The following is a 24,861-nucleotide window of genomic DNA, read 5'->3' on the forward strand; positions in this document are numbered from 1 at the left end:
GCCGCTGTCGCGGCCGCCTGGGCCCACGATACGGTGACGCGGGCCACCGCATCGGCGACCGCGCGGCTCAGCCGCGCGCAACCCAGCGGCTCGCCGTCCCGCTCACCGCAGGGTGACGAGCCTGCGCGGGTCCTCGGGGCCGGCGGCGCGCTCGAGGTGCTGGTGCTCGTTGACCGAGATGCAGTTCATGCCCTCGCGGCCCACCACGACACGCGCGATACCCGTGTTGACGGTGACGCGCTGCAGCCGGGTCCACAGCCCCACCACGCCTTCGCTGTCCGCCAGCAGACCGGCGGCCGCCAACGAGATCGTGCCCGCCGACGACACCACGACCGTCGTCTTCCCCGTTCCCGAGCGCTCCGCGGCAGCGGCGAGCGAGGCGGTCGTGGTGCTCGTGTACTGCGCGAACGCCTCGAGCCCAGCCCAGTGGCCGAGCGCCGCGTCGAGCTTGCGCTGGAAGGCCTGCTTGGCCTCCGCGGACGAGCCGGCGGTGTCGAGGGTGCCGTGCTCGGCCGACAGTCCAGCCACCCGCGCGGCCTCGAGGACCTCGTCGGCGTCGTACTCGGCCCAGCCCTCGTCGACCTCGACCGGGCAGTCCCAGTCCGCGTGCTCGCGCAGCGCCGCCAGGATGCCCTCGGCGGTCTCGCGTTGCCGACGCAGTCCGCCGTGGATGATCACGTCCGGCCGGAGTCCCCGGGCGGCCATGTCCTCGCCGGCCAGGCGCGCCTGCAGATGCCCGGTCTCCGACAGCCGGTCATAGTCGCCGGAGCCGAACGAGGCCTGCCCGTGGCGGACGAGATGAATGGCACCCATCAGCGATTCTCCCTTCCGTCGTGGCCGGTGATCGCGCCGAGGATCCCGCCCACCCTGGTGCGCACGTCGTGCACGCCGCCCGCGACCAGCGGGATCGCGACCCGCGGCACGGCCAGCAGCTCGGGCAGCACGTCGCGCACCCCGATCCGGCCCGGCGTGAGATCACCGTGCCCGGTACGGATGATGCGCAGGCAGCGCTGCTCGAGCAGCCCCACGGCCGGACGGAATGCCCGGAACGCCGGGTTGGTGGTCTGCCGGTGGAAGTAGCGGTGGTTGATCTGCTGCGCGATCACCGCGAGCCGGAACAGGCCGAACACCTCGTAGAACCGCCACTGCTCCTCGGTGATCGTGATCCCCGCGAGCCGCGCGTACCGGTCCACCACCTGCTGGCGGGTGAGCATGCCCGCGGCGTTGGTGGGCTGACGGCGGAAGGCCTTGAACACCGGGCCGTCGTCGTCCTGCACCCAGTAGGCCAGGGCGCCGCCCAGGTCCATGAGCGGATCGCCCACGGTGGCCATCTCCCAGTCCAGGACGCCCACGACGGTCGTGACGTCGTCGGGGTCCAGCACCAGGTTGTCGAACCGGAAGTCGTTGTGGATCAGGCAGTGTCCCGAATCCTCGGGCTGGTTGGCCTCGAGCCACTTCATCACCGGCGCGAAATCGGGCACGTCGGCGGTGCGCGCCCGCCGGTAGCGGGCGGACCAGCCCTCGACCTGCCGCCGCACGTAGCCCTCGCCGCGGTCGAGCTCCTCGAGCCCGGCCGCCGCGATGTCCACCGAGTGCAGGTCGACGAGCGCGTCCACCGCCGCCTCGGACAGTCGACGGGTGGTGACGCGGTCCATGCGCAGCTCACGTGGCAGATCCTTGCGCAGGATCGTGCCCGCCATCCGCTCCATCACGTAGAACTCGGAGCCGATGACCGCCATGTCGTCGCAGTATCCGACCATGCGCGGCACCAGCGGGTACACCGGCCGCAGCCCCGACTGCACCTGGTGCTCCCGGCGCATGTCGTGCGCGCCCCGGGCCTTGGTGCCGATCGGCGGGCGACGCAGGACCAGGTCGACGCCGGGGTATCGCAGCAGGTAGGTCAGGTTCGAGGCGCCCCCGGTGTATTGCCGCACCTCCGGCAGGACCGGGTTGTCGTCGTCGCCCAGTTCCACGCCGGCCAGCACCGACGGGTCATCGGGGGTGATCGACCGTAACCACGCGGCCACGGCCTCGACGTCGAACGAGTCCTCCCCGCGCACCTCCCCCGTGCCGGGGACGCGTCGGCGCAGCGCCGGGTCGTGGTCGCGTGAGGTCTGGCGGTCGCGTGCGCTCATCGGCTCTCCTCGGCGGTGGTGCGCGCCGCGGCGGCGTCGCGGTAGGGGGCGAGCAGGGCACGGGCGACGACGCCGAGGTGGACCTCGTCCGGGCCGTCCGCCAGCCGCAGTGCCCGCGCCGTGGCGTACGCGCCGGCCAGCGGGAAATCGTCGCTCATCCCGGCGCCGCCGTGGAGCTGCATCGCCATGTCGATGACCTGCTGCGCCATGCGCGGGACGGCGGCCTTGATGGCGCTGACCTCGACCGCGGCCTGTCCGTCGGTGTCGAGCTTCCAGGCGGCGTGGTGGACGAGCAGCCGCGCCTGGTCGATCGCGATGCGCGCCTCGGCCAGTCGCTCGCGGTTGCCGCCCAGGTTGACGATCGGCTTGCCGAACGCCACCCGCTCCGACGCCCGGCGGCAGGCCAGGTCCAGCGCGAGCTCGGCCAGGCCGATGAGACGCATGCAGTGGTGGACGCGCCCCGGGCCGAGGCGGCCCTGCGCGATCTCGGCGGCGCGACCGGGGCCGGCGATGATGTTGTCGACCGGCAGCCGCACGCCCTCCAGTCGCACCTCGCCGTGGCCCAGCGGCTCGTCGAACATCCCCTGCGCCGTGAGCATCCGCTCCACGGTCACGCCGGGGGCGTCCATGGGCACCAGGACCATGGAATGTCGCAGGTAGCGGTGGGCGTCGGGGTCGGTGACGCCCATGAAGATCCCGACCCGACAGTCCGGGTGGCCGACGCCGGTGGACCACCACTTGTGGCCGTCGAGGACCACCTCGTCGCCGGAGATCCGGGCGGTCGCGGCCATGGTCGAGGCGTCGGAGGACGCGACCTCGGGCTCGGTCATGAGGAACGCGCTGCGGATCTCGCCCGCCAGCAGCGGGTCCAGCCAGCGGTCCTTCTGCTCGGCCGAGCCGTACTTGAGCAGGACCTCCATGTTCCCGGTGTCGGGGGCGTTGCAGTTGAACACCAGCGGCGCCAGGAACGAGCGGCCCATCTCCTCCGCGACCGGGGCGTAGTCGCTGTTCGTCAGGCCGGCGCCGCCGCGGGTGCCGTAGCGCTCGGCGTAGGGGCCCTCGTGGCCGGCGGGTAGGAAGAGGTTCCACAGTCCCTCCGCACGGGCCGCCGCCTGCAACTCCGTGACGCGCGGGTCGACCGCCCACGAGTCCTCCCCCGCCAGGCGACGACGGGCGATGTCCGCGTGGATCTGTGACTCGACCGGCGCGATCCGAGTAGCGATGAACTCCCGGACCGCCGCGGTGAGGTCAGCGGCGCGGGGGGACGGGGAGAAATCCATGACTGCATCGTGGCACACCGGGGTGAACGGGTTCTCCCGCTCTCGGCCGGGTCTCCCCCGCTCTGGCAGGATCGCGGAGGTGACCGACAACTCGCGTACGGCGTTCGCGGACCGGATCGACCCGGTTCGCGCCTGGTCGACGCGCCGGACCTACCGGGCCGCCGATTTCCGCCCGGACGAGCTCGTGGCGGCCAAGGCGGGGCGCCGTGTCTCGGTCGTGCTGCCGGCCCGGAACGAGGAGACGACGGTCGGACTGATCGTCGAGGCGCTGCGCACCGAACTCGTGATCGGGGCGCCGTTGATCGACGAGCTCGTCGTCGTCGACTCACATTCCACCGACTCGACCGCGGCGGTGGCCGCCGGCGCCGGGGCCCGCGTGGTGGCGCAGGGCGAGATCCTCCCCGCCCTCGGCGACGTGCCCGGCAAGGGCGAGGCGTTGTGGAAATCGTTGGCCGCCACCGACGGTGACATCGTCGTGTTCCTCGACTCCGACCTGCGCGAGTTCGACACCGACTTCGCCGTGGGGCTGCTCGGACCGCTGCTGACCGAGCCGGGCGTGGTGTTCTGCAAGGGCGCCTTCGACCGGCCCCTCGACGACGGCCGCACCGTCCTGCCCGCCGGCGGGGGCCGCGTCACCGAGCTCGTCGCGCGGCCGCTGCTGGCCACCCACTGGCCCGCGCTGACCGGGTTCATCCAGCCGCTCGGCGGCGAGTACGCGGGCACCCGCGCGGCGCTGGAGTCGATCCCGTTCGCCGGCGCGTACGGGGTGGACATCGGGATCCTCATCGACCTGTACGAGGAGTACGGGCTCGACGCGCTCGCCCAGGTCGACCTCGGGCGGCGCGTGCACCGCAACTCCCCCGACTCAGCGCTGTCCGTGATGGCGATGCACCAGCACCTGGCCGTGCTCGAGCGGCTGCGGCGGCACGGGCGCGTGGCCTGGGGCGGCGGTGGTGTTGGCCTGGGTAGCGGTGTTGGCGTGGGTGGCGGTGTTGGCGTGGGTGGCGGTGTTGGCGACGACGACGAGCCCGGCGACACCCTCACCCTCCACCGGCGCGATGCCGAGACCGGCGAGTTCGTCTCCGAGTCGATCCGGGTGGCGCCCGGCGAGCGGCCGCCCATGCGCGAGGTGCGGGCGCGCTGAACCGAGCCGGCATGCCCCGCGCCCGCGACGTGCGCGCCCTGTCGCCTGGCTCACGCCGGGGACGTGCGCGCCCTGTCGCCTGGCTCACGCCGGGGACGTGCGCGCCCGGAATGAAGCAATCCGGGTGCGCAACCGGGCGTCACAGTGACATTCAGGGCGCGTAGGTCCCGAGAGGCCGGGAGGCGCCGCTGAGCATCGGCATGAGCGGGACCACCGGCGGGAACGGGCGCGTCTGCAGGGCCGCGACGTCGAAGCCTGCTGCCGCGAGCAGCGCCTCGGTGTCCTGATTCGGCCGACAGCCCCCGCCGACGTGGCCCCACACCGGCGCGATGCCGTCGGCGAACCGGCCCAGCCGGCCGGGCGCGCGCACGTGCTCGAGCAGGCGGATCTCGCCGCCGGGCCGATCCTCCGCGCCGGGGCGCTCCTGGGCGCCGTGGCGATCTTGCGTGCCGCGCCGAAGGACCCGCCGGGCCTCGGCGAGCGCGGCCGGCACGTCCGGGACCGTGCACAGGACCAGCCCGAAGACCACGGCGTCGGCCTCGCCGTCCGCGAGCGGGAGCGCCTCGGCCACCGCGTCCACGACCTCGATGGACATCCTCGCGCCCTCGCCCGCCACGCGGGCCGCGCGTCGCCGGGCGTGCGTGCGCAGGTGCGGGTCGGGCTCGACCGCCACGACACGGGTCACCTCCGGCGGGTAGTGCTCGAAGGTCACACCGCTGCCGGCGCCCACCTCCACCACCGTGCCGCTCAGCCCCGCGACAAGGCGCCGACGAGCCCTGACCAGCCCGAACCGCTCCAGCATCGGGCTCGCCACGACCCAGCCGCGGGCGAAGAACGACGCATCGTCGCGGACTGCGTTCTCGGTCATGATCACCTCCGGCTCGGCACCCACGATCTCACGTCGATGGGCACTGGCGGATACCCTTGCGGGTATCACTGGCACCAGAGTGAGCGCCGCGCCGTGCCCGGCAGCGCCCTGTAGAGGAGACTGGAACCCCACGGCGATACCGAGCACCTCCACCGACGACACCGAACACCCCGGTGGCTCGCCGGCCCAGACCGCCGCCGGCCCCGACCCCACACACCGAAAGGACGCCCACGTGGACGCAGCCGAATGGAACGCCCGCTACCTCGCGCAGCCCGACGCCTGGGGCACCACCCCGGCCGCCCGTATCGTCGCCGAGGTCACGGCCGCCGAGGACGCGGGCTTGACTGTCGGCACCGCGATCGACCTGGCCTGCGGCGACGGTCGGCACGCCCGCTGGCTCGCCGCGCACGGCTGGCGGGTCGAGGCCGTGGACTTCTCCGAGGTCGCGATCGAGCAGGCCCGGGCCAAGGACTCCGACGAGGGGCGCAGCGGCAGCGTGGACTGGGTGGTCGGCGACGCCACCGCGTGGGAGCCGACCGAGAAGGTCGACCTCGTGGTGATCGGCTTCCTCCACCTCGGAATGGACGACCTCGTGGGCGTGCTACGCGCCGCCGGCGGCTGGCTGCGGCCCGGCGGACACCTCGTCTACCTCGGCCACGCCGCCGAGAACCTGCGCCGCGGTGTGGGCGGGCCGCAGGATCCGACCGTGCTGCCCGGCATCACCGAACTCGCCCGCGGCGCCGAGGCGCTCGAGGTGGTCTCGCTCCGCCACGACCTGCGGCCCGCCGGCAAGGCCACCGCCGTGGACGTGCTGCTCCATGCCCGAAGCTGGGTCGAGAGATGACCCGTCCGCGGGCCGCCGAGGGCAGCGGTGCCGCTGGATTCACCGCTGGGGCCACACCTGCCCTCTCCGAGCCCGACCCGGCGGCCAATCCGGCGCAGAAACGGATTCTGACGGTCCTCGTCCTTGGCCAGCTCCTCGCCGGGGCCGGTCTCGCTGCAGGCGTCACCGTGGGCGCGCTGTTGGCCGAGGACCTGCTCGGCGGGCCGGGACTGTCCGGGCTGCCGTCGGCGCTGTTCACCGGCGGGTCCGCCCTCGCGGCGATCCTGGTCGGCCGGCTGTCCCAGGCCCGCGGTCGGCGGCCCGGCCTGGCGACCGGCTTCGCGTTCGGTGCCCTCGGGGCGATCGGGATCGTCGTGGCCGCCGCGCTCGGGTCCCTGCCCCTGCTGTTCCTCGCCTTTGTCGTCTACGGCTCCGGCACCGCCACCAACCTGCAGGCCCGCTACGCCGGCGCCGACCTGGCCACGCCCGAGAGCCGCGGCCGGTCCCTGTCCTACGTGCTGCTCGGGACCACCTTCGGAGCCGTCGCCGGCCCCAATCTCGTCGGACCCATGGGCTCGGTCGCCGACTCGCTCGGTTTGCCCACGTTGGCCGGCCCGTTCCTGCTCGCCGCGGCAGCGTACGGCGGCGCCGCGATCGTGATCTCCCTGCTCCTGCGCCCGGACCCGCTGATCGAGGCGCGACGCCGGGCGGCCGTGGCCGCAGTCGAGGACGGCCCCGGACGAGCTGCTGCCCCCGAGCTCGGCGACGCGACCGAGCCCGACGACGCCGCCGGGCCCGACGCGAGCGCGCCCCGCGCCCCCGGCGCGGGGGCACCCGGCCCGGTGAGTGGCGACGCGGTGGAGGCGTTGTTGTCGTCGTCGTCCACTTCTTCGGCTTCTCTCTCGCCTTCTCCCTCCTTCTCTCCGCGCTCCCCCGGTGAGCCCGCCGAGCGGCCGCGCGTGTGGAACGCCGACGTGATCACCGGCGTGGTGGTGATGGCGCTGACGCAATTCGTGATGGTCGGGCTGATGACCATGACGCCGGTGCACATGCGCGCCCACGACCACGCCGTAACCGTGGTCGGGCTGATCATCTCGCTGCACGTCGCCGCGATGTTCCTGCCCGCGCCGCTGTCCGGGTGGCTGGTCGACAAGTACGGCACGCGGACGGTGGCTATCGCGGCGGGCGTCGTGTTGCTGTCGTCCGGAGTGATCGCCGCGATCGCGCCGCCGCAGTCGACGGCACTGGTCGCGCTCGCGCTGATCCTGCTGGGCGTCGGCTGGAGCCTCGGGCTGGTTGCCGGCACCACCGTGCTCACCACGTCCGTGCCGCTCGACGTCCGCGCGACGGTGCAGGGTCAGGCCGACGTGGCCGTGGCCCTGTCCGGCGCGGCGGGCGGGCTGCTGTCCGGGCTGGTGTTCGCGTGGATCGATTTCCGTGGGCTCGGGTTCGCGCTCGCGGCGCTGTCGCTCATCGTGGTGGCGGCGGTGCGGGGACGTCGGCGCTGAACGCGGCAGACCTGGTCGGCGCGGTCGGCGCGGTCGGCGCCGAGGTCATGGTCGCGCGCCGAAGGGTGTGCTCGTCGCGTGATCGCAATGCAGCTCTGGCGCGGACGCGTCCTGGGAAAACGTGAGCGGGTCTGACCACGCGGCGAAACCGGAGCCGGTGACGGCCGCGCGTCAGGCGACCGTTTCCGTCTCCTGCGCTCGGGGGGCTCGCGGGAGACTGCCGGCAGCCGCCCGCTCGGCCAGGTCGACGCGCCACCACACCACGAAGCCCCAGATGACGAACGCCGCGTACACCAGGTAGAGCACCGCCGACGGGTAGTAGCCGGCCTTGAGCAGCAGCGGCACGCCCACGATGTCGACCGCGATCCACAGCAGCCAGAACTCGGTCCAGCCGCGGGCCATGCCGTACGTGGCCAGGACGGAGCCGGTGAAGATCCAGGCGTCCGCCCACGGGCCCCACGAGCCGAGCTCGGCGAAGACCCAGCCGAAGACCAGGGTGCCGACGAGCATGCCGACGACAAGGCCCGCACGCTGGCGACCCGTCGCCCAATGGGGCCGGACGGCCGGGACGCCCTCCGCGCTGCCGCCGAGGCCCGCGGCCGCCGAGGCGTTCCGCCGCTTCTCGCCCGACCAGCGCCACCAGCCGTAGACGCCTACCGCCAGGAACATGACCTGGCGGCCCGCCTGCCCGTAGAGATCCACGTCCTGCGGGGTATGGAAGACGCCGCCGAGGAAGACGGTGAGCAGGGTGAGGTTGCCGACGATTCCGACCGGCCACGCCCAGACCACGCGGCGCATGCCGCCGATCGCGGCGGCCAATCCGAAGAGATTGCCGATGATCTCGCGCCACAGGATCGGGACTCCGCCGATCAACAACTGCGCGTCGAGGAATGAGACGAGAAGGCTCATCGTGTGCCCCTTTCGCGGGCTCAACACAGACGGCCCAGGGCTTATGCCGCGTCACCCCTCTCGCCACGGCCGGGTGGGCCGGGGTTCGCGCAGGTGGCGCGATGTTCTCTTCCATCCGGACTATGACCGTCGGCCCCGGGATCCAACCGGGTCTGCTGACCCCCGCCGAAGCGGGGCGCTCGCGGGCTCGCCTCCGGTCGTGGGACCGGTGACATCACCGCCGGTGGGGAATCTCACCCCGCCCTGAGAACGTGTTCTCATCTCTACCCCTGCACGCGCGCCGCCGCAACCCGGGCGGCGGCGCTGGCCGCAACGGGCTCATCGAAAAGAGCGTTTCGGGCGATTTCACTCGACCGATGTGTGCGAAACACTCTTCTCGACGGGCCGTGGGGCGGCGGGCCGCGACGGGCCAGGCGGCGGCGGGTCGCGGCGGGCCAGCGCCGCCAGCGCGGGGCTGGCGGGGCTGCGCGTCAGCCCAGCGTCAGCTTGTCGCCCGACACCGCGACCGGGATGGCGTCCAGCGGCCGCGGCGCAGGCGCGAGGGTGTTGCGGCCGTCGGTGGCGTCGTACTCGGCGCCGTGCAGCGGGCACCGCAGCGTCATGCCCTTGACGACCTGCACGTTTCCACCCTGGTGGGTGCAGCGCGAGGAGTAGGCCACGAACTCGCCCTCGGCGGGCTGCGCGACGATCACGTTCTCGTCGCCGGCCTTGAACTGCTTGGCTGTGCCGACCGGGATCTCGGCGGCGTCGATGGTCGTGGAGGGGACGGTCGTGGTCTGCTGCACCGTCGAGGCCGGTTCGGGCGTGGGGGTCATGCCACACGCGGAGGCGATGCCCGGCAGGAGCACGATCCCGGGAAGTGCCATGAGGACCGTGCGGCGCTGGGTGCACGGCCCGACCCTGGTGGCGGACGTAGCGGCGGGGGAATCGGTCATGAGGCCATGGTATCCGTCCCCGCGTGGTAGGAAACTCCGGCGACAGTCCTAGGCTGCCCCCATGACGGTCCGCAGACTCGCCCCGCATTCCACCACCATCTTCGCCGAGGTGTCGCAGCTCGCCACCAGGCACGATGCGATCAACCTCGGCCAGGGCTTTCCCGACACTGACGGCCCCGCGTCGATGATCGAGGCGGCGGCGCGGGCGATGCGCGAGGGTCACAACCAGTACCCGCCGGAGGCGGGCGTGACGGAGTTGCGACAGGTGATCGCCGAGCTGGAGCGTGCCCGTACCGGGCTGGTGCGCGACCCCGACATCGAGGTACTGGTGACGGTCGGCGCGACCGAAGCGATCGCCGGTGCGGTGGTGGGCCTGGTGGAGTCCGACGACGAGGTGGTCGTGATCGAGCCGTATTACGACTCCTACGCGGCGACCATCGCGATGGCCGGCGCCACCCGTCGCCCGGCCCGGATGGTCCTGAAGGACGGCCGCTTTCGGCTGGACGTGGACTCGCTGCGGGCCGCATTCTCCCCGCGGACGCGTGCCGTACTGGTGAACACGCCGCACAATCCCACCGGGGCCGTCCTGCCGCGCGAGGACCTTGAGCAGATCGCGGCCCTGTGCCACGAGTTCGACGCGATCGCGATCTCGGACGAGGTGTACGAACACCTCACCTTCGACGGCATCGAGCACGTGTCCATCTCGACGCTGCCGGGGATGGCCGAGCGGACGCTGCGCATCTCCAGCGCGGGCAAGATGCTCAACTGCACCGGCTGGAAGGTCGGCTGGGTCACCGGACCCGCTGACCTGGTGGCGGGGGTGCGCGCCGCGAAGCAGTACATGAGTTTCACCGGAGCCACGCCGCTGCAGCTGGGGGTCGCCCACGCGCTTCAGCACGAGCAGCAGTGGATCGACTCGCTGCGTGACGGCTTGGAGGAACGACGCGATCAGCTCGTGGACGTCCTCTCGGGCGTCGGGTTCGATCTCGTCGTCGGGCAGGGCACCTACTTCCTGACCGCCGATCCCCGCCCGCTCGGGGTGACCGACGCGGCGGCCTGGTGCCTCGAACTACCGGGGCGGATCGGGGTGGCGGCGGTGCCGTTCGCGCCGTTCACCGACCGCTTCGCCAGCGAGTGGTCGCACCTGGTGCGGTTCGCGTTCTGCAAGCGGCCCGAGGTGCTCGACGAGGCCGGCCGCCGGCTGCAGGCGCTCAAGCGCTGACGCGGCCGGCTCGCGCGGGGAACCGGTCACCGGTATCCCCCTCTGACCTGGGGTGCCCTGCCCGGCCCGAGCAGGGCACCGCAGGTCAGCGCGGTGCAGCGGTCGCGCGCCGCCTCAGCGACCGTGGGTGAGGACGATCTTGCCGACGGCGCCGCGGCCGTCCATGAGCTCGAGCGCGTCGGTGGCCTTCTCCAGCGGGAATTCCATTCCGACGAGTGGGTCGAGCTTGCCAGCGGCCAGCAGCGGCTGCACCTCGGCCCACTGCTTCTGCAGGTAGCCGGGGTTACTCATCCAGTACTCGCCCCAACCCACGCCCACGGCGCTCTTGTTGCCGAGCAGCAGGCGGTTGACCTTGACGGTGGGGATGTCGCCGCCGGTGAACCCGATGACGAGGATCCGGCCCTCCTGCCCGAGGGCGCGGATCGAGTCGGTGAACCTGTCACCGCCCACGGGGTCGACGACGACGTCGACGCCCTTCCCGCCGGTGAGCTCCTTCACCGCGTCCTTGAAGCCCTCGGGCGCAATGGCCTCCGACGCGCCGGCCTGCAGCGCCAGGTCCCGCTTCTCCTCGGTGGAGGCCACGGCGATCACGCGCGCACCCATCGCGGTGGCGAACTGGGTGGCGGCGATCCCGATCCCGCCACCAGCCCCGTGCACGAGCACCGTCTCCCCGGCCTGCAGTCGGCCGCGGTGGGCGAGCGCGAAATGCACGGTCAGCACGTTCATCGGCACCGACGCGCCCTGCGTGAAGCTGAGGCTGTCGGGCAGCGGGAACACCTGCGACGGGTCGGTGGCGACCACCTCGGCGAAGCCGCCGAGTCCGGGGAAGGCGCACACGCGGTCGCCGGCGGACAGGCCCGAGCCCTCCGGCGCCGAACGGACCACGCCCGCGATCTCCGAGCCCGGCACGAACGGCAGCGGCGGCGACATCTGGTACTTGCCGCGGGTCTGCAGGACCTCCGGGAAGGTCACGCCCGAGGCGTGGACGTCGATGACGACCTGCCCCTCCCCCGCGTCGGGTTCGGGGATGTCGACCACCTCGAGGGCGGCGGGTCCGTCATGGCTGGAGATGTGGATGGCACGCATGCGGTCCATAGTGTCAGTCGCCTGGACACATGTCAGGGAGTCGGGGCGCCCCCGGTCAGCGGACCGCGTTCACCGCGCCTGTTCTGCAGCGCGCCGACGCGTGCTCGTCCGCCGCTGCCACAGGTACATCACCAGGCCCGACGCCACGACCACCTGACCGACCTGGAACGCCAACGCCATCACGATGAACTCCCGCCCGAACGCCGTGGGCATCAGCAACAGCAGTGCACAGATGATCAGCAGTGCCACGGTGAGGATCTGGCCGCCGCCCATGAGTGCGCGCGGAAGAGTGGTGAGGCGTCGGCGGCCGACCAACAGCACAGAGTTCATTGCGATGAGCAGACTCACCGGCACACCGATCTGGGCCGGGAACAAAAATAGCACCGGGAACAAGGGGTGGGTGCTGAGCGTCACCGTTCCCGAGACCAGGAACTGCGGGACGCTCCACAGGGCGGTGAGGAGGGCGCAGACCACCGTGGTCCACGAGCCGCCCACCAGGATCTTCACCCGTGGAGGATAACCCCGGCGGCGACGTACGGAAACCGTGCCTCGGCCCGCCGGGACCGCGCGAGGCAGCGGCGAGAGGGACGTCAGGCGGCGAACCCGGTGTCAGGCGTTCTCCCGCCGGAACACGCGGGTGCCCCACCAGATGGCTGCCGCGAACAGCACCAGGGCCCACCCGATCCCCCACAGCATCGTGGAGGCGACGAAGGTCCCGGCGAAGGCGGACCGCGCCGTGTCGACGATGTAGCGGAAGGGGATGAGGTCCGAGACCCGCTGGAGCCAGGCCGGTCCGAGCGTCATGGGCAGGAGGATCCCGGACAGCAACATGATGGGCATCATGAGCATGTTGGTCAGCGGCGCCATGACCTGCTCGCTCTTGGAGGTCAGCGCGAGCGCATTGGAGGCGGCGGCGCCGGCCGCGCCGGTGAGCACGGTGAGCCCGATGCCCAGGACGACGCCCCGGATCGGCGCCTCCATCCCCATGGCATAGCCCAGCCCCACCAGGATCAGTGCCTGCACGAGCAGCTGCAGGATGTCGCGCATGACCCGGCCGAACAGCAGCGCGGTGCGACTGGCCGGCGTCACGCGTTCGGCCTCGACCACGCCCTCACGCCACTCGGCGATGAGCCCGAAGCCGGCGAACAGGGCGCCGAAGATCCCCAGCTGGACCAGCAGGCCGGGGACGAAGAACGTGTAGGCGTTGGTGGCGCCGAACTGCTCGGTGAGCGGGGTGAGCAGCGGCGCGAACAGCAGGAGGTACAGAACCGGCTGCATGATCCCGATGAGCACCCACGCCGGGTTACGCAGGTTCATGCGCAGCTGTCGACGGAAAATGATGGTCGATTCGCGGAAGAAGGACACTGGGGGCTCCTGGGCGGGCGGAGAACGGGGCCTGTCGGTCAGCTGTCGCGGAGCGAGCGGCCGGTGAGGTCGAGGAACACGTCGTCGAGCGTGGGGCGGGTGACGTCAACGGACACCAGCGCGATGCCGGCGGAGTCCATCTCGCGCACGATGTCGGGCAGCGCCAGCGCCGCGCGGTCGATGCGCGCGGTCAGTCGGGTGGAGGCGACGACGACGTCGTTCACCGCCCGACCGGAGACATTCGCGCGGTTCCGCACGGCGCGGTCGAGCACCCCCGCCGCGTCGGCGGCGCGGGCGGGGTCCGCCACCTCCACCTCCACGAGGTCTCCGGAGACCTGGCGCTTGAGGTTCTCGGCGGTGTCCTCGGCCACGATCTCCCCGTGGTCGATGATCACGATCCGGTCGCTCAGCGCATCCGCCTCGTCCAGATAATGGGTGGTGAGGAAGACGGTCGCGCCGCGGCGCTCCCGCAGCCCGCGGATGTGTTGCCAGAGATTGGCACGCGCCTGTGGATCCAGTCCGGTGGTGGGCTCGTCGAGGAACACCAGCGACGGCGAGTGCACCAGGCCCATCACCACATCCAGCCGTCTGCGCTGCCCGCCGGACATCTTCGAGCACTTCCGGTCCCACAGCCCGTCCAGCTCGAGCTCCTCGAACAGCTTCCGGGCCTGGACCGTCGCGTCGGCCCGGCTCAAGCCGTAGAGCATGGCGTGGTCCACGACCTCCTCGCCGGCGCGGGGCTCGGAACCGGTCGAGCCGACCTGGGAGACGTACCCGATCCGCCTGCGAACCTCGGCTGACTGGGTCACCACGTCATACCCGGCGACGGTCGCCTCCCCGGCGGTCGGCCGCAGCAGAGTCGTGAGCATGCGCAGGGTGGTGGTCTTACCCGCACCGTTCGGGCCGAGGAACCCGACGACCTCGCCGTCCGCGACGTCGATGTCCACCCCGGCGACGGCGTGCACCTCCACCTTCTCGCGACCCCTGCGACTGTGGAAGGTCTGTCGGAGTCCACGGGCACGGATCATCTCGGACGGCTCCCCACGTGTGTGCGCTACTGGCCACGAAAACAGTAGAGCCCCGCGGCGCGCTGGTCTATACGTTCACGCGCACCGTGGTCCGGCGGCCGCCGTGAGCACGGACCCGGGCACGGGCTCACTCCCTGGTGAGGGCCTCTCCGATCGGGGTGTCACCGTCGGAGAAGTCGATCGTCCGCCCGATGGTGTCCGGCCTGCGCAGCACCGCCGCGATCACGTCCGCCACGACGTCCCTGCTGGTCTTGCGGTCCTCGCTCTTGTCGTCCCCCACGCCGATCGACTCGCCGCCGGGCTCGTCGGTCAGCGCGCCCGGGCCGAGGATCGTCCACTTCAGATCCGTCTCACGCAGGTGCGCGTCCGCCGCCGCCTTGGCCTCGGCATACGGGAAGAAGGAACTGTCCTCGGGCACCCCGTGGTCGGGGCCCGCCCCGTCGTAGGACACCATCACGTAGCGCTCGACCCCCTCGGCCACGCAGGCGTCCATCGAGCGGATGGCGGCGTCGCGATCCACCGCGTACGTCCGCTCCGGGTTGCCGCCGCCGGCGCCGGCGGACCAGACCACCGAGCCGCTGCCGCGCAGGACTTCACGAAACTCGTCGTCGTCGAGCTTCTCGACGTCCGCCACCACCGGGGTGGCGCCGGTCGCACGCACGTCCTCGGCGTGATCGGGGTTGCGGATCACCGAATACACCTCGGCTCCCGCCTCCGACAAGATCCGGGCGGCGCGCAGGGCCACCTTGCCGTGGCCGCCGACGATGGTCACTGGAAGCTCGATACCCATGGCCTCTGTTCTACCCGCCCGATCGCGGGCGCGACCAGCAGATGAAAGAGACTCACGTCACACTATGTGAGCGCTTCTCACTCCCTCCGGTCACAACTGCGCAACGACACGCCGTCGGGCCCGTTTCCAGCTCGTCCCGTGTCGTACCCGGCAGGCATCATGTGGAACGTAAGCCGGTACTCACCGGCCGATCTCGCGCAGTCGCATTCGGAGTTACGCATGTCCCTCTCCCGGTCAGGCAGTCCCACACGCCCGGGGACCCTGGTTCCGCTCGCCCTTCTCGCCGGGCTGGCCGCTCTGGTCCTCGTCATCTCCGGGTGCACGGTCCCCGTGCCCACCGGTTCCGCGGGCGAGACCACCCCGTCCGAGACCTCGCAGGCGCCCCGGCCGGCCGAGCTCACGGTGACCCCCGCGGACGGCGCGACGGACGTCGCCATCCGGGACGGCGTGTCCGCAGCGGTGGAGGACGGCACCATCACCGAGGTCGTCCTCACCAACGACTCCGGCAACCGGATCGACGGCACGATCTCCGCGGACGGCACCGAGTGGCAGCCCGACATCCCGCTCGGGTACGGCCGCACCTACACGCTCGAGACCACCTACAACGGCGAGACCGGCAGTCCCAGGACGGACACGCGGTCGTTCACCATGGCCAACCCGCAGTCGACCGTGGGTGTCGACCTCGTCACGACCGGCGGCGCCCCGCTGGAGTCGGGGCGCGAGTACGGCGTCGGCATCGTCGTGGCCGCCACGTTCGACCAGCCCGTCTCGGATCGCGACGAGGCCGAGAAGTACATGCACGTCAGCACCACTCCCGAGGTCGAGGGCAACTGGTTCTGGCTCGACGACTCGACCGCGCACTGGCGCCCGAAGGACTACTACGCGACCGGCACCGAGGTGGAGGTGGACCTCGATCTGGAGGGCCGCAACCTCGGCGGCGGCCAGTGGGGCGCGGACGACGCCGCGGTGGACTTCTCGATCGGCGAGCGACGGGTCACGATCGCCGACGACGCCACCAAGACGGTCTCGGTGTACCACGGCCAGGAGCTGATCAAGACCATGCCCACGTCGATGGGCAAGGGCGGCTGGGCCACCTACGGCGACGTGACCATGCACTTCTGGACCCAGCCCGGCACCTACACGGTGCTCGACAAGGCCAGCTCGGTGCTCATGGACTCCACCACCTACGGGCTGCCACTGTCGGCCGGCTACCGCACCACGGTCGCGCACGGTGTCCGCATCTCCAACAACGGCATCTACTTCCACGCCATGCCCGCGACCGTGTGGGCGCAGGGCAACACCAACACCTCGCACGGCTGCCTCAACCTGTCGTCGGCCGACGCCGAGTGGTACTTCGACCAGGCCACCACGGGCGACGTGGTGGAGGTCAGGGGCACCGGCGGGCCAGCGCTCGAGCAGTGGAAGAACGGCGACTGGTCCGTGCCGTGGGACGTCTGGCAGACCGGCTCCGCCGACTGAGTGGCCGGGCATCCGCTCAGCTTCACGCCGAACGGCACAGCCTCACTTCGGCCCGGCGGATCGGCCGCCGGGCCCGGTCGGGCTCAGCCGATCAGCGGACGCCCATCATGTTCTTCTTGATCCACGGCGACAGCAGCGCGATCACGATCGCCACGATGATCGACGCGATGCCCAGGAACAGGAAGTAAGAGCGTTCGGCGCTGGCGTCCGTGGGGTCGTAGTACCCGGCCAGCACACCGGACAGCGCGCTGCCGATGGACACGGTGAGGAAGAACAGCGCCACCATCTGCGTCTTGAACGCCTCGGGGGCGAGCTTGGTGGCCAGCGACTGTCCGACCGGCGAGAGCAGCAGCTCGGCCATCGTGAACAGGAACAGGATGCCGACGATGGCCAGCAGTGGCGTGGACTGATGACCCACGAACAGCAGGAAGATCAGAGCCGCGATACCCATGATGAGGTTGGCCAGCGCGAACTTCATCGGCGTGGACGGCTGGCGCTTGCCGAGCTTGACCCACATCGCGGCGAAGACGGCCGCGAAGATGATGATGAACAGCGGGTTGATGGACTGCACCCAGCTGGCGGGGAACTCCCAGCCGCCGATGTTGCGGTCCAGCCGCTGGTCCGAGTAGATGGCGATCACGGTGAACTGCTGCTGGAACAGCGCCCAGAACATCACCGAGGCGAGGAACATCGGGATGAACGAGATCACGCGGCGACGCTCGTCGGCCTGCGTCTTGGAGCTGCCGATGAGGATCGCGAACAGGACCACGGCGCCGACCGCGGCGATCGCGGTGACGATGTTGGCCAGCCACTCGAGCGGGACGAGGCCGGTGGCGATGGCCGCCACGATGAGGACGACGACGACAAGGCCGACACCCAGGTAACGGACACGCAGCGCGCGGGGCAGCGGATCCGGGACCTCCACACCGATGCCCTTGAGGGTGGAGCCACGCATGGCGACGTACTGGATCAGTCCGATCGCCATACCGACCGCGGCCGCACCGAAGCCCCAGTGGAACCCGTGGGTGTTCCACAGCGCGCCGGTGACCAGCGGGCCGAGCAGGCCACCGATGTTGACGGCCATGTAGTAAATCGAGAACGCGGCATCCCGGCGGTCGTCGGTCCGGCGGTACATGTCGCCGACGACGGTCGAGGTGGTGGCCTTGAGCGTGCCGGCGCCGACGCCGACGAACACCAGACCGATGCCGAGTCCGATGGCATCGGGGATCAATGCCAGGGACATGTGCCCCAGCATGATCAACACGGCCGAACCGAAGAGGGTGCGTTCCGCGCCGAAGAGCCGGTCGGAGACCCAGCCGCCGAGGATCGCGGAGGCGTAGACGAGACCGCCGTACGCACCGACGATGGAGGTGGCGATCTGCTCGGAGAAGCCCAGACCGCCCTCGCCGACCGCGTAGTAGATGTAGTACGCCAACAGGCCCTGCATGCCGTAGAAGCTGAAGCGCTCCCACAGCTCGATGCCTGAGAGGTTGGCCAGACCGAGTGGATGGCCGAAGAACCTGCGGTCCGAATCGGCGAGAGCCACCTCGGGATTCCGAGTTGTCATGTCAGATAGTGATACTCCTGACAGCGGCATGTGACAAACCCGTGCTATTCACCACGCCCGACGGGGTGGGAGTCGACATTCCCACCGGCGAGCGGGACAATCGGTTACTCAGCCCGAGTACACCCACTCGGGGCACCCCGAGCAGAACGCGCAGGAGCACCTCCAGTGACCCGAGCCGACACCCCGGCCCGATCTATCCGCCCCCTTCACGGAAGGGGGCACACCGGATGAGCATCGCGCTCTCACTACTTATCGGCGTCGTCGTGGTCCTGGCGATCACCGCGCTGACGGGCTACTTCGTGGCCCAGGAATTCGCGTTCATGGCGGTAGACCGCTCCCGCATGGGCGCCGCCGTCGAGAAGGGCGACCCTGTCGCCGAACGCGTCCTCGGCGTCACCCGACGCACCTCGTTCATGCTGTCGGGCGCCCAGCTCGGCATCACCGTCACCACCCTGGTCGTGGGTTATGTGGCCGAGCCCCTCATCGGGCGGGCCCTCGGCGAGCTCCTCGGCCTCGCCTCCGTGCCGCAGGCCGTCGGCGTGGTGGTGGGTACCGTCCTGGCGCTGCTGTTCTCGACCGTGGTCCAGATGATCTTCGGCGAGTTGGTGCCCAAGAACCTGGCCATCGCCAAGCCCGAGCCGGTCTCCCGGTGGCTGGCCCGGTCCACCACCATCTATCTGGGGCTGTTCGGCTGGCTGATCGGCCTGTTCGACAAGGCCTCCGAGGCCCTGCTCAGGCTGGTCGGCATCGAGCCGGTCCATGACAAGGAGCACTCGGCCACCGCCCGCGACCTCGAGCACATCGTCGCCGAGTCCGGCGAGGCCGGCGAGCTCTCCCCCGAGCTCAGTCGGCTGCTCGACCGCATGCTCGACTTCCCCGGCCAGCCCGCCGAGCACGCGATGGTCCCGCGCTCGCGCACCGACGTGGTGCGCGGGGAGGACACCGTCTGCGACGTGCTGTCGAAGATGGCGAAGGGCCACACCCGCTACCCGGTGGTCGGCGAGGACTCGGACGACGTGATCGGCGTCGTCGACCTGCACGACCTGCTCATCGTCTCCGACGACAAGGACACCACCCTGATCCAGGTGTCCGAGCTGATGCGGGCGCCGATCGTCGTGCCCACCTCCCTGCCGCTTCCGGAGGTCGCTAACCGGCTCGGTGACGCGGGCTCGGAGATGGCCGTCGTGGTGGACGAGTACGGCGGTTTCGCCGGGGTCGTCACCATGGAGGACATGGCCGAGGAGATCGTCGGCGAGATCGTCGACGAGCACGACCCCCAGGCCGCGACGGGTATCCCCGTCGGGGAGGGTGACGGCTGGCTGGTCAGCGGCGACACGCACCTCGACGAGGTGGAACGCCTGCTCGACATCACGCTGCCCGACACCGACGCCGAGACCCTGGGTGGCCTCGTGATCGAGACCTCCGGCGATCTGCCCACGATCGGCGACCGCGTGGACGTGGACCTGCCCGACACCGACGTGTTCGAGGAGCTGTCGCGCTCGCGGATCCTGCACACCGAGGTCCGGCAGATCGAGCGTCGAGTGCCCTCCCAGCTGTACGTGGCGGTCGAGGAGGCCACCCGATGAACACCGAGACCGTCACCCTGTTCGCCGCCGAGGCACCGTCGGGGGCCATGAACAACCCACTGGTCGTGCTGGCCGCGACCGCCCTGCTGATCGTGGCCTCGGCGTTCTTCGTGGCCGTGGAGTTCTCGTTGATCTCCGCGCGCCGCCACCGTCTCGAGGACGCGGCCGCCACTAGCATCGCCGCACGTGCGGCGCTGCGGAACGCCTCCGAGCTGACCCTGTTGCTGGCGGGCGCGCAGCTCGGCATCACACTGTGTGCGCTGGCCCTGGGTTCGATCACCAAGCCGGCCGTGCACCACTGGCTCACGCCGGTGTTCTCCGGATGGGGCCTGCCGCTGTGGACGGCGGACGTCATCGCGTTCATCCTCGCGCTGATCATCGTCACGTTCCTGCACCTGGTCGTGGGCGAGATGGCGCCCAAGTCGTGGTCCATCGCGCACCCGGAGTACTCGGCCACCCTGCTGGCGCTGCCGATGCGCGGGTTCCTCTGGCTCACCCGCCCGCTGCTGCTCCTGCTCAACAACACCGCCAACGCGATCCTGCACAAGCTCGGGGTGGACGCGAAGGACGAGGTCTCGTCCGGGCAGGACGCCGATTCACTGCGTGAGCTGGTGCGTCACTCCGGTGAGGCCGGGACGCTCGACGAGTCCCGCCAGCGCCAGCTGCTCAGCGCCCTCGAACTCCAGGAGCTGACCATGGGGGACCTGCTCGGCGAGCGCGATGCCGACACCCCGGCCACGGAGTCCGAGATGTCGTCGGTCTCCGTCGACGCGAGCCCCGAGGAGATCCGGGAGACCGCCCGCCGCACGGGCCACCTCCGCCTGCTGGTGCTGGAGAACGACACCGCCGTCGGCGTGGTGCACGCGCGGGACTCGATCGATGTCACCGGGGCCGCCACCGCCCGTGAACTCATGCGTCCGTGCCTGTCCCTGGAGTTCGATCTGTCCGTCGCGGAGGCGTTCCGGCGGATGCGTGATTCGCGGGCGCATCTCGTCGTCGTCGAACAGTCCGGCGATCACCCGGGCACCCACGTCTCGGAGGTGCGCGGCGTCGTCACCCTCGACGACGTGGTCCGACGCCTCCTCCCGGCGACCTCCGGCTAGGCGCGGGAGCTCAGAACAGCCCGATCAACTTCAGCAGGCCCCACAGCGCCAGCCCGGCCATGCCGATCAACACCAGCAGCATCAGCCCCACCGCACCCACCGCCCGCAGCAGATAGCCGCGGGCGGTGGTGTCTATCGTCCGACCGTCGGCGATCGTCTGGTTGACCAGGCGCAGGTTCTTGGAGGTGGCCTTGTGCGCGACATCGGCCACGTCGCCGACGAACGGGACCGTGCCCAACACCGCGTCGACCAGGTAGTTCCAGCCGATGCGGAACAGGATGCGGACCGGCACCCGGTTGCGCACGGCCTCGACCATCACGACCGCCGCCACCACCGTGCCCACCGCGTCGCCGACGCCGGGCACGAACCCGATCACCGGGTCGACCCCCACGCGGTAGCGGGTGCCGGGGATGCGGACGAGGTCGTCGAGCACGCGCGCCAGGCCGGCGGTCAGGGGCGACCCGCCGGTGCGGTCGACGGGGACCGGTGCGGCGGGCGTGCCCGGGGTCGGCGTGCCGTGGGCCGGCGCGACGGGGGTCGCGGCGGGCGTGCGGTCGGGGCGGGCGCCGGTCATATCGGCCGAGAGTACGGGCCGCGACGTGACGCGCCACCGCGATGCGCCACCGGACCCGCCTCAGTCCGCGGGGAGCCGGACGGTGACGACGACGCCGGCGCCGGGGGCGGTGTCGAGCTCGACGGTGCCGCCGTGCGCGCGGACCAGCTCGTCGACGATGCTCAGTCCGAGCCCGCTGCCGCCGCCCCGCGTGCGTGTGCGCGAGTCGTCGGCCCGGTGGAAGCGCTCGAACGCCCGCGCGGCGTCCTCGGGCGCCATCCCGGGGCCGTCGTCGCGGACCGTGATCACCGCCTCGCTCCGCTCGTGGGCGACGGTCACCCACACGCGGGCCTCGGGCGGGGTGTGACGCAGGGCGTTGACGACGAGGTTGGTCACCACCTGGTGGAGTCGGCCCGCATCACCGGTGACCACGGGAACCCCCGTGACCTGCAGGTCGACCTCCCGCGACGGGTCGGTGGCGCCGGCGGCATCAACCACATCGGAGACGAGCCCGGCCACGTCGACGGGCGCGCGGTCGAGCGGCCGCTCGGCATCGAGGTGCGCGAGGGTCAGCAGGTCCTCGACGATCCGTGACATCCGGAGTGATTCGGCCTCGATCTTCGTCAGGGCGGCATCCGAGTCCGGGAGGGCGCCCATCCGGTGCAGTTCCGCGAACCCGCGGATCGAGGTGAGCGGCGTGCGCAGCTCGTGGCTCGCGTCGGCGGCGAACCGTCGGGTGCGTTCCTCCGAGGCGCGCGCGATCGACTCCGCCGCGCGCGCCGCCGCCTCCGACTCGCCGCTCGCGGCCAGGGCCCCGCGCAGCGAGTCGACCATCTCGTCGAGACTGGCCGTGAGATCACCGACCTCGGTGCCACGGGGCCGGGGCGGCAGACGCCGCTGGAGATCCCCGGCGGCGATCTGGCCGGCCGCCGAGCGGACCTCGTCCAGCGGCCGGAGCGCGCGGGTGACCAGCGACCACCCCGCCGCCCCCACGACGAGCAGGACCGCGGCCCCCACCACGGCGGAGACCGTGATGAGGAGCGCGACGGTCTGGTCGACCTCGCGGTCCATGGGCAGTCCGACGATCGTGGTCCCCTCCGACGACGGCAGGACCACCACCCGCCAGTCCCCGTCGCCGGTACCGGTGACCGTGGTCGGCGTGCCGGTGGCGGGGCTCGCCGGGACCTCGGGGCTCTCGCCCGTCTCGTCGACGGACAGCACCACCGAGCCGGACGCGGACCGCTCCTCCACATAGAAGCGGCTCGGCGGCGCGCCCCGGGACGGCGGGCCGGAGCTGGTGCCGGGTGCGGGGCTGGCGCCGGTGCCGGTGTCGGTGTCGGAGCCCGGGCCAGCGGCCTGGCCGGGCAGCACGCCGGGAGCGCCCGGCGGGCGGTGCGCCCATCCGCCCGCCGCGTCCATCAACTGCGCGTCGACGCGGTCGATCAGCTGCGCGCGCATGGTCACCGCCACCGCCGCGCCCGATGCCACCAGGCCCGCCAGCACCAGCAGGACCATCGTCACCACGAGGACGACCCGCAGCGGGATGCGCTCGAACCGACCCCGTGTCATCGGGGCTCGCGCATCACGTATCCGACCCCGCGCAGGGTGTGGAGGTACTTGACCGGGCCGGTGTCGACCTTGCGGCGCAGGTAGCTCACGTAGGACTCGACGACGCCTGCATCCCCTCCGAAGTCGTAATCCCACACGTGGTCGAGAATCTTCGCCTTGGACAGCACGACGCCCGCGTTGACCATGAAGTAGCGCAGCAGCGCGAACTCCGTGGGCGAGAGCGCGACCGCCTCACCGGCTTTGAACACCTCGTGGGAATCGTCGTGGAGTTCGATGTCCGCGAAGGCGATCCGGTGGTCGGCACCCGGCTCGTCGCGGGGTGCCGCGCCCCGGCGCGCGAGCACCCGGATCCGGGCGATCACCTCCTCGAGGCTGAACGGTTTGGTCACGTAGTCGTCGCCGCCGATCGTCAACCCCCGTACGCGGTCGGCGACCTCGTCTTTGGCCGTGAGGAAGAGCACGGGGGCCGTGGAGCCGTCCGCGCGGAGCCGGGCCAGGGCGTCGAACCCGTCCATCCCCGGCATCATGACGTCGAGCACCACCACGTCGGGGCGGAACGTGCGGGCGACGTCGATCGCCCTCGTACCCGTGTCGGCGGTGGCCACCTCGAATCCCTGGAACGTCAGACTGACCTGGAGCAGTTCGACGATTCCCGGTTCGTCGTCGCAGACGAGCACGCGGACGGCGGCGCCCTGGGCGTCCGTGGCTGTGGTCATGATCATGAGTGTGCCCGAATCCTCTCGCCCGATCAGGCCGGTGTGCGCTGGCCGCCGGGCGGGCTCATGCCCTCGGGCGGGGCCATCCCCTCGGGTGGGGCGCCCATCGGACCGCCGCCGCCCGGGCCACCGCCGGGACCGCCGCCCGGACCACCGCCGGGACCGCCTGCGCCACCGCTCGCCGCGTTCTCCTCCGCCGACGCCACGCCTATCGTGATGGTGAGCGAGTACCCGGCCCGCGGGTCGCCGGTGACGGTGGGCAGCTGCGCATCCCAGCTGTCACTGAAGATGCCGTCGGTCTCCAGGCTCACCCGCGAGAGATTGGCGACCGAGGCCGAATACCCGGGGTCCGCCGCGTACACGGCCTCGGACATGTCCTGCGGCAGCGCGATCTGCGAGGTCAGCCGGGCGTTCTCCCCGGCCACCGCCGCGGCGAGCGTGTCGTACACCTCAAAGTGCAGATGCGGCCAACGTCCCGCGTAGCAACCCGGGACGATCGAGGTGAACGTCACGCGCCCCTCGGCGTCGGCCGTCTGGACCCCGCGCAGGTAGTTCTGGTCCGTCACACCGTCGCTGTAGAGGGAGTATCTGCCCTCCCGGTCGCACTGCCACAGGTAGACGGCCATGCCGGCGCCGGGCGCGCACGACTGCGTGAGGTCCTGCAGGTTCATGGTCAAGGTCATGGGCACCCCCTCGGCGGTGCCGCTCATGGTGCCGAAACTCGTGGTGATGTCGCTGCGGTGGACCCCGGATTCGACCAGGACGTTGGGGCCGTTGGACCCGTCGCCCGGGTAGGGTCCGGCGGTCTCGCCGGGGGCGGCGGCAACGCAGTCGGCGGCGTCGGTCGCGGCGTCGGTGGTCGCCGCCGCACTCCCCGCGGCCGCGGTCGTCCCGGTCGAGCCGGTGTCCGTGGCAGCGCAGCCCGCCAACCCGAGCGTCGCCAGTCCGGCCGCGCCGAACAGTCCCCTCAGGGCGCTGCGTCGCGACAGGACGGCCATGTCGTGGCGCAGGCCCAGGTCGTGTTCATGCTGGTCGGGGTGGTCGTCGTGGGTTGTCATCACAGTCCTTCTCTTCGGCGATGACCTGACGGTAGAGCCGCTTCCCGTACGCCGACTGGAGGTCTCCTGTGAAGTTGCTGGACGCCCGCGGCCGCGATCCCGGCAGCGGTGGCGGACAGATTCTGGTTTCGTGGAGT

At 71.4% G+C, this 24,861-nt stretch carries 23 protein-coding genes and 1 riboswitch; of the genes, 7 read left to right on the top strand and 16 right to left on the bottom strand.

The features are described 5' to 3' along the window. Positions 1–102: 102 nt before the first annotated feature. Genes ACWIFB_RS07245 through ACWIFB_RS07255 form a run of 3 tightly spaced genes read right to left on the bottom strand, consistent with a single transcriptional unit; the run spans position 103 to position 3,415 of the window. Complete coding sequence (locus ACWIFB_RS07245; RefSeq protein WP_454057799.1) at positions 103–813, bottom strand: histidine phosphatase family protein; 711 nt, start codon at positions 811–813, stop codon at positions 103–105. Further along, a complete protein-coding gene (locus ACWIFB_RS07250; protein WP_454057800.1) occupies positions 813–2,135 on the bottom strand; it encodes a phosphotransferase family protein in 1,323 nt (440 codons plus the stop codon). The genes ACWIFB_RS07245 and ACWIFB_RS07250 overlap by 1 nt, the downstream gene beginning before the upstream one ends. Further along, entirely contained in the window at positions 2,132–3,415 is a 1,284-nt protein-coding gene (locus ACWIFB_RS07255) for an acyl-CoA dehydrogenase family protein (protein WP_454057801.1), read from the bottom strand. The genes ACWIFB_RS07250 and ACWIFB_RS07255 overlap by 4 nt, the downstream gene beginning before the upstream one ends. 79 nt (positions 3,416–3,494) lie before the next feature. Between ACWIFB_RS07255 and ACWIFB_RS07260 the strand changes: the two genes are divergently transcribed. Then, positions 3,495–4,559 (top strand): glucosyl-3-phosphoglycerate synthase, encoded by a 1,065-nt coding sequence (locus ACWIFB_RS07260; RefSeq protein WP_454057802.1) that lies wholly within the window; start codon positions 3,495–3,497, stop codon positions 4,557–4,559. A 151-nt stretch (positions 4,560–4,710) separates the two neighbouring features. Here the strand turns inward: ACWIFB_RS07260 and ACWIFB_RS07265 are convergent, their stop codons facing one another. Then, positions 4,711–5,427 (bottom strand): class I SAM-dependent methyltransferase, encoded by a 717-nt coding sequence (locus ACWIFB_RS07265; RefSeq protein ID WP_454057803.1) that lies wholly within the window; start codon positions 5,425–5,427, stop codon positions 4,711–4,713. A gap of 232 nt (positions 5,428–5,659) precedes the next feature. On the opposite strand from ACWIFB_RS07265, the gene ACWIFB_RS07270 reads away from it, so the two are divergent. After that, the gene (locus ACWIFB_RS07270) at positions 5,660–6,271 is read left to right on the top strand and encodes a class I SAM-dependent methyltransferase (RefSeq protein ID WP_452100598.1); all 612 of its coding nucleotides are present in this window, start codon (positions 5,660–5,662) and stop codon (positions 6,269–6,271) included. Next, entirely contained in the window at positions 6,268–7,758 is a 1,491-nt protein-coding gene (locus ACWIFB_RS07275; protein ID WP_454057804.1) for an MFS transporter, read from the top strand. The genes ACWIFB_RS07270 and ACWIFB_RS07275 overlap by 4 nt, the downstream gene beginning before the upstream one ends. Positions 7,759–7,929: 171 nt before the next feature. Here the strand turns inward: ACWIFB_RS07275 and ACWIFB_RS07280 are convergent, their stop codons facing one another. Together ACWIFB_RS07280 and ACWIFB_RS07285 are read right to left on the bottom strand one after the other, a co-directional pair. After that, positions 7,930–8,667, bottom strand: coding sequence for a nicotinamide mononucleotide transporter family protein (locus ACWIFB_RS07280; RefSeq protein ID WP_454057805.1), 738 nt, complete (start codon positions 8,665–8,667; stop codon positions 7,930–7,932). Positions 8,668–8,766: 99 nt separating this feature from the next. After that, positions 8,767–8,922, bottom strand: a riboswitch (FMN riboswitch). 215 nt (positions 8,923–9,137) lie between these two features. Beyond that, positions 9,138–9,602 (bottom strand): Rieske (2Fe-2S) protein, encoded by a 465-nt coding sequence (locus ACWIFB_RS07285; protein ID WP_454057806.1) that lies wholly within the window; start codon positions 9,600–9,602, stop codon positions 9,138–9,140. A gap of 61 nt (positions 9,603–9,663) precedes the next feature. Between ACWIFB_RS07285 and ACWIFB_RS07290 the strand changes: the two genes are divergently transcribed. Continuing rightward, on the top strand, positions 9,664–10,824 hold the full coding sequence (locus tag ACWIFB_RS07290; protein WP_454057807.1) for a pyridoxal phosphate-dependent aminotransferase: 1,161 nt from the start codon (positions 9,664–9,666) through the stop codon (positions 10,822–10,824). Positions 10,825–10,938: 114 nt separating this feature from the next. Here the strand turns inward: ACWIFB_RS07290 and ACWIFB_RS07295 are convergent, their stop codons facing one another. The 5 genes from ACWIFB_RS07295 to ACWIFB_RS07315 all read right to left on the bottom strand — a co-directional run bounded on the left by ACWIFB_RS07295 (position 10,939) and on the right by ACWIFB_RS07315 (position 15,093). Next, entirely contained in the window at positions 10,939–11,910 is a 972-nt protein-coding gene (locus ACWIFB_RS07295) for an NADPH:quinone oxidoreductase family protein (RefSeq protein WP_452100800.1), read from the bottom strand. Between the two features lie 69 nt (positions 11,911–11,979). Next, positions 11,980–12,417, bottom strand: a complete 438-nt coding sequence (locus tag ACWIFB_RS07300) for a hypothetical protein (protein WP_452100799.1) — start codon at positions 12,415–12,417, stop codon at positions 11,980–11,982. 102 nt (positions 12,418–12,519) lie between these two features. Then, entirely contained in the window at positions 12,520–13,275 is a 756-nt protein-coding gene (locus ACWIFB_RS07305; RefSeq protein ID WP_230929124.1) for an ABC transporter permease, read from the bottom strand. Between the two features lie 38 nt (positions 13,276–13,313). Further along, positions 13,314–14,303: an ATP-binding cassette domain-containing protein gene (locus ACWIFB_RS07310; protein WP_452100798.1), complete on the bottom strand. Its 990-nt coding sequence runs from the start codon at positions 14,301–14,303 to the stop codon at positions 13,314–13,316. A 127-nt stretch (positions 14,304–14,430) separates the two neighbouring features. Continuing rightward, a complete protein-coding gene (locus ACWIFB_RS07315) occupies positions 14,431–15,093 on the bottom strand; it encodes an SDR family oxidoreductase (RefSeq protein WP_452100797.1) in 663 nt (220 codons plus the stop codon). A 219-nt stretch (positions 15,094–15,312) separates the two neighbouring features. Here ACWIFB_RS07315 and ACWIFB_RS07320 point away from each other — a divergent pair, with 219 nt between their 5' ends. After that, positions 15,313–16,572, top strand: a complete 1,260-nt coding sequence (locus tag ACWIFB_RS07320; RefSeq protein ID WP_454057808.1) for an Ig-like domain-containing protein — start codon at positions 15,313–15,315, stop codon at positions 16,570–16,572. 91 nt (positions 16,573–16,663) lie between these two features. On the opposite strand, the gene ACWIFB_RS07325 is transcribed toward ACWIFB_RS07320, so the two are convergent. Continuing rightward, positions 16,664–18,139: a peptide MFS transporter gene (locus ACWIFB_RS07325; protein ID WP_454057809.1), complete on the bottom strand. Its 1,476-nt coding sequence runs from the start codon at positions 18,137–18,139 to the stop codon at positions 16,664–16,666. 227 nt (positions 18,140–18,366) lie between these two features. On the opposite strand from ACWIFB_RS07325, the gene ACWIFB_RS07330 reads away from it, so the two are divergent. Together ACWIFB_RS07330 and ACWIFB_RS07335 are read left to right on the top strand one after the other, a co-directional pair. Further along, on the top strand, positions 18,367–19,725 hold the full coding sequence (locus ACWIFB_RS07330) for a hemolysin family protein (RefSeq protein WP_454057810.1): 1,359 nt from the start codon (positions 18,367–18,369) through the stop codon (positions 19,723–19,725). A 47-nt stretch (positions 19,726–19,772) separates the two neighbouring features. Continuing rightward, a complete protein-coding gene (locus tag ACWIFB_RS07335) occupies positions 19,773–20,828 on the top strand; it encodes a CNNM domain-containing protein (RefSeq protein WP_454057834.1) in 1,056 nt (351 codons plus the stop codon). Between the two features lie 10 nt (positions 20,829–20,838). Here ACWIFB_RS07335 and ACWIFB_RS07340 read toward each other — a convergent pair whose 3' ends face one another. Genes ACWIFB_RS07340 through ACWIFB_RS07355 form a run of 4 tightly spaced genes read right to left on the bottom strand, consistent with a single transcriptional unit; the run spans position 20,839 to position 24,724 of the window. Further along, positions 20,839–21,402, bottom strand: a complete 564-nt coding sequence (locus ACWIFB_RS07340; RefSeq protein ID WP_452100793.1) for a DUF4112 domain-containing protein — start codon at positions 21,400–21,402, stop codon at positions 20,839–20,841. Positions 21,403–21,462: 60 nt separating this feature from the next. Beyond that, complete coding sequence (locus ACWIFB_RS07345; RefSeq protein ID WP_454057811.1) at positions 21,463–22,950, bottom strand: sensor histidine kinase; 1,488 nt, start codon at positions 22,948–22,950, stop codon at positions 21,463–21,465. Continuing rightward, positions 22,947–23,666 (bottom strand): response regulator transcription factor, encoded by a 720-nt coding sequence (locus tag ACWIFB_RS07350; RefSeq protein ID WP_344991690.1) that lies wholly within the window; start codon positions 23,664–23,666, stop codon positions 22,947–22,949. Before ACWIFB_RS07350 ends, ACWIFB_RS07345 begins: the two co-directional genes overlap by 4 nt. Before the next feature lie 32 nt (positions 23,667–23,698). Beyond that, positions 23,699–24,724 carry a dioxygenase family protein gene (locus tag ACWIFB_RS07355; protein ID WP_454057812.1) on the bottom strand — a complete coding sequence of 342 codons (1,026 nt, stop codon included), beginning with the start codon at positions 24,722–24,724 and terminating at the stop codon, positions 23,699–23,701. Positions 24,725–24,861 lie beyond the last annotated feature (137 nt).

The organism is Dietzia sp. NPDC055340 (genome assembly GCF_053645335.1).

Bases quoted from the DNA above. Each gene is read 5' to 3' on its own strand.
- ACWIFB_RS07245 (WP_454057799.1), bottom strand. From the start codon at position 813: ATGGGTGCCATTCATCTCGTCCGCCACGGGCAGGCCTCGTTCGGCTCC.
- ACWIFB_RS07250 (WP_454057800.1), bottom strand. From the start codon at position 2,135: ATGAGCGCACGCGACCGCCAGACCTCACGCGACCACGACCCGGCGCTG.
- ACWIFB_RS07255 (WP_454057801.1), bottom strand. From the start codon at position 3,415: ATGGATTTCTCCCCGTCCCCCCGCGCCGCTGACCTCACCGCGGCGGTC.
- ACWIFB_RS07265 (WP_454057803.1), bottom strand. From the start codon at position 5,427: ATGACCGAGAACGCAGTCCGCGACGATGCGTCGTTCTTCGCCCGCGGC.
- ACWIFB_RS07275 (WP_454057804.1), top strand. From the start codon at position 6,268: ATGACCCGTCCGCGGGCCGCCGAGGGCAGCGGTGCCGCTGGATTCACC.
- ACWIFB_RS07280 (WP_454057805.1), bottom strand. From the start codon at position 8,667: ATGAGCCTTCTCGTCTCATTCCTCGACGCGCAGTTGTTGATCGGCGGA.
- ACWIFB_RS07285 (WP_454057806.1), bottom strand. From the start codon at position 9,602: ATGACCGATTCCCCCGCCGCTACGTCCGCCACCAGGGTCGGGCCGTGC.
- ACWIFB_RS07290 (WP_454057807.1), top strand. From the start codon at position 9,664: ATGACGGTCCGCAGACTCGCCCCGCATTCCACCACCATCTTCGCCGAG.
- ACWIFB_RS07295 (WP_452100800.1), bottom strand. From the start codon at position 11,910: ATGCGTGCCATCCACATCTCCAGCCATGACGGACCCGCCGCCCTCGAG.
- ACWIFB_RS07310 (WP_452100798.1), bottom strand. From the start codon at position 14,303: ATGATCCGTGCCCGTGGACTCCGACAGACCTTCCACAGTCGCAGGGGT.
- ACWIFB_RS07315 (WP_452100797.1), bottom strand. From the start codon at position 15,093: ATGGGTATCGAGCTTCCAGTGACCATCGTCGGCGGCCACGGCAAGGTG.
- ACWIFB_RS07320 (WP_454057808.1), top strand. From the start codon at position 15,313: ATGTCCCTCTCCCGGTCAGGCAGTCCCACACGCCCGGGGACCCTGGTT.
- ACWIFB_RS07325 (WP_454057809.1), bottom strand. From the start codon at position 18,139: ATGACAACTCGGAATCCCGAGGTGGCTCTCGCCGATTCGGACCGCAGG.
- ACWIFB_RS07330 (WP_454057810.1), top strand. From the start codon at position 18,367: ATGAGCATCGCGCTCTCACTACTTATCGGCGTCGTCGTGGTCCTGGCG.
- ACWIFB_RS07335 (WP_454057834.1), top strand. From the start codon at position 19,773: ATGAACAACCCACTGGTCGTGCTGGCCGCGACCGCCCTGCTGATCGTG.
- ACWIFB_RS07340 (WP_452100793.1), bottom strand. From the start codon at position 21,402: ATGACCGGCGCCCGCCCCGACCGCACGCCCGCCGCGACCCCCGTCGCG.
- ACWIFB_RS07345 (WP_454057811.1), bottom strand. From the start codon at position 22,950: ATGACACGGGGTCGGTTCGAGCGCATCCCGCTGCGGGTCGTCCTCGTG.
- ACWIFB_RS07350 (WP_344991690.1), bottom strand. From the start codon at position 23,666: ATGACCACAGCCACGGACGCCCAGGGCGCCGCCGTCCGCGTGCTCGTC.
- ACWIFB_RS07355 (WP_454057812.1), bottom strand. From the start codon at position 24,724: ATGACAACCCACGACGACCACCCCGACCAGCATGAACACGACCTGGGC.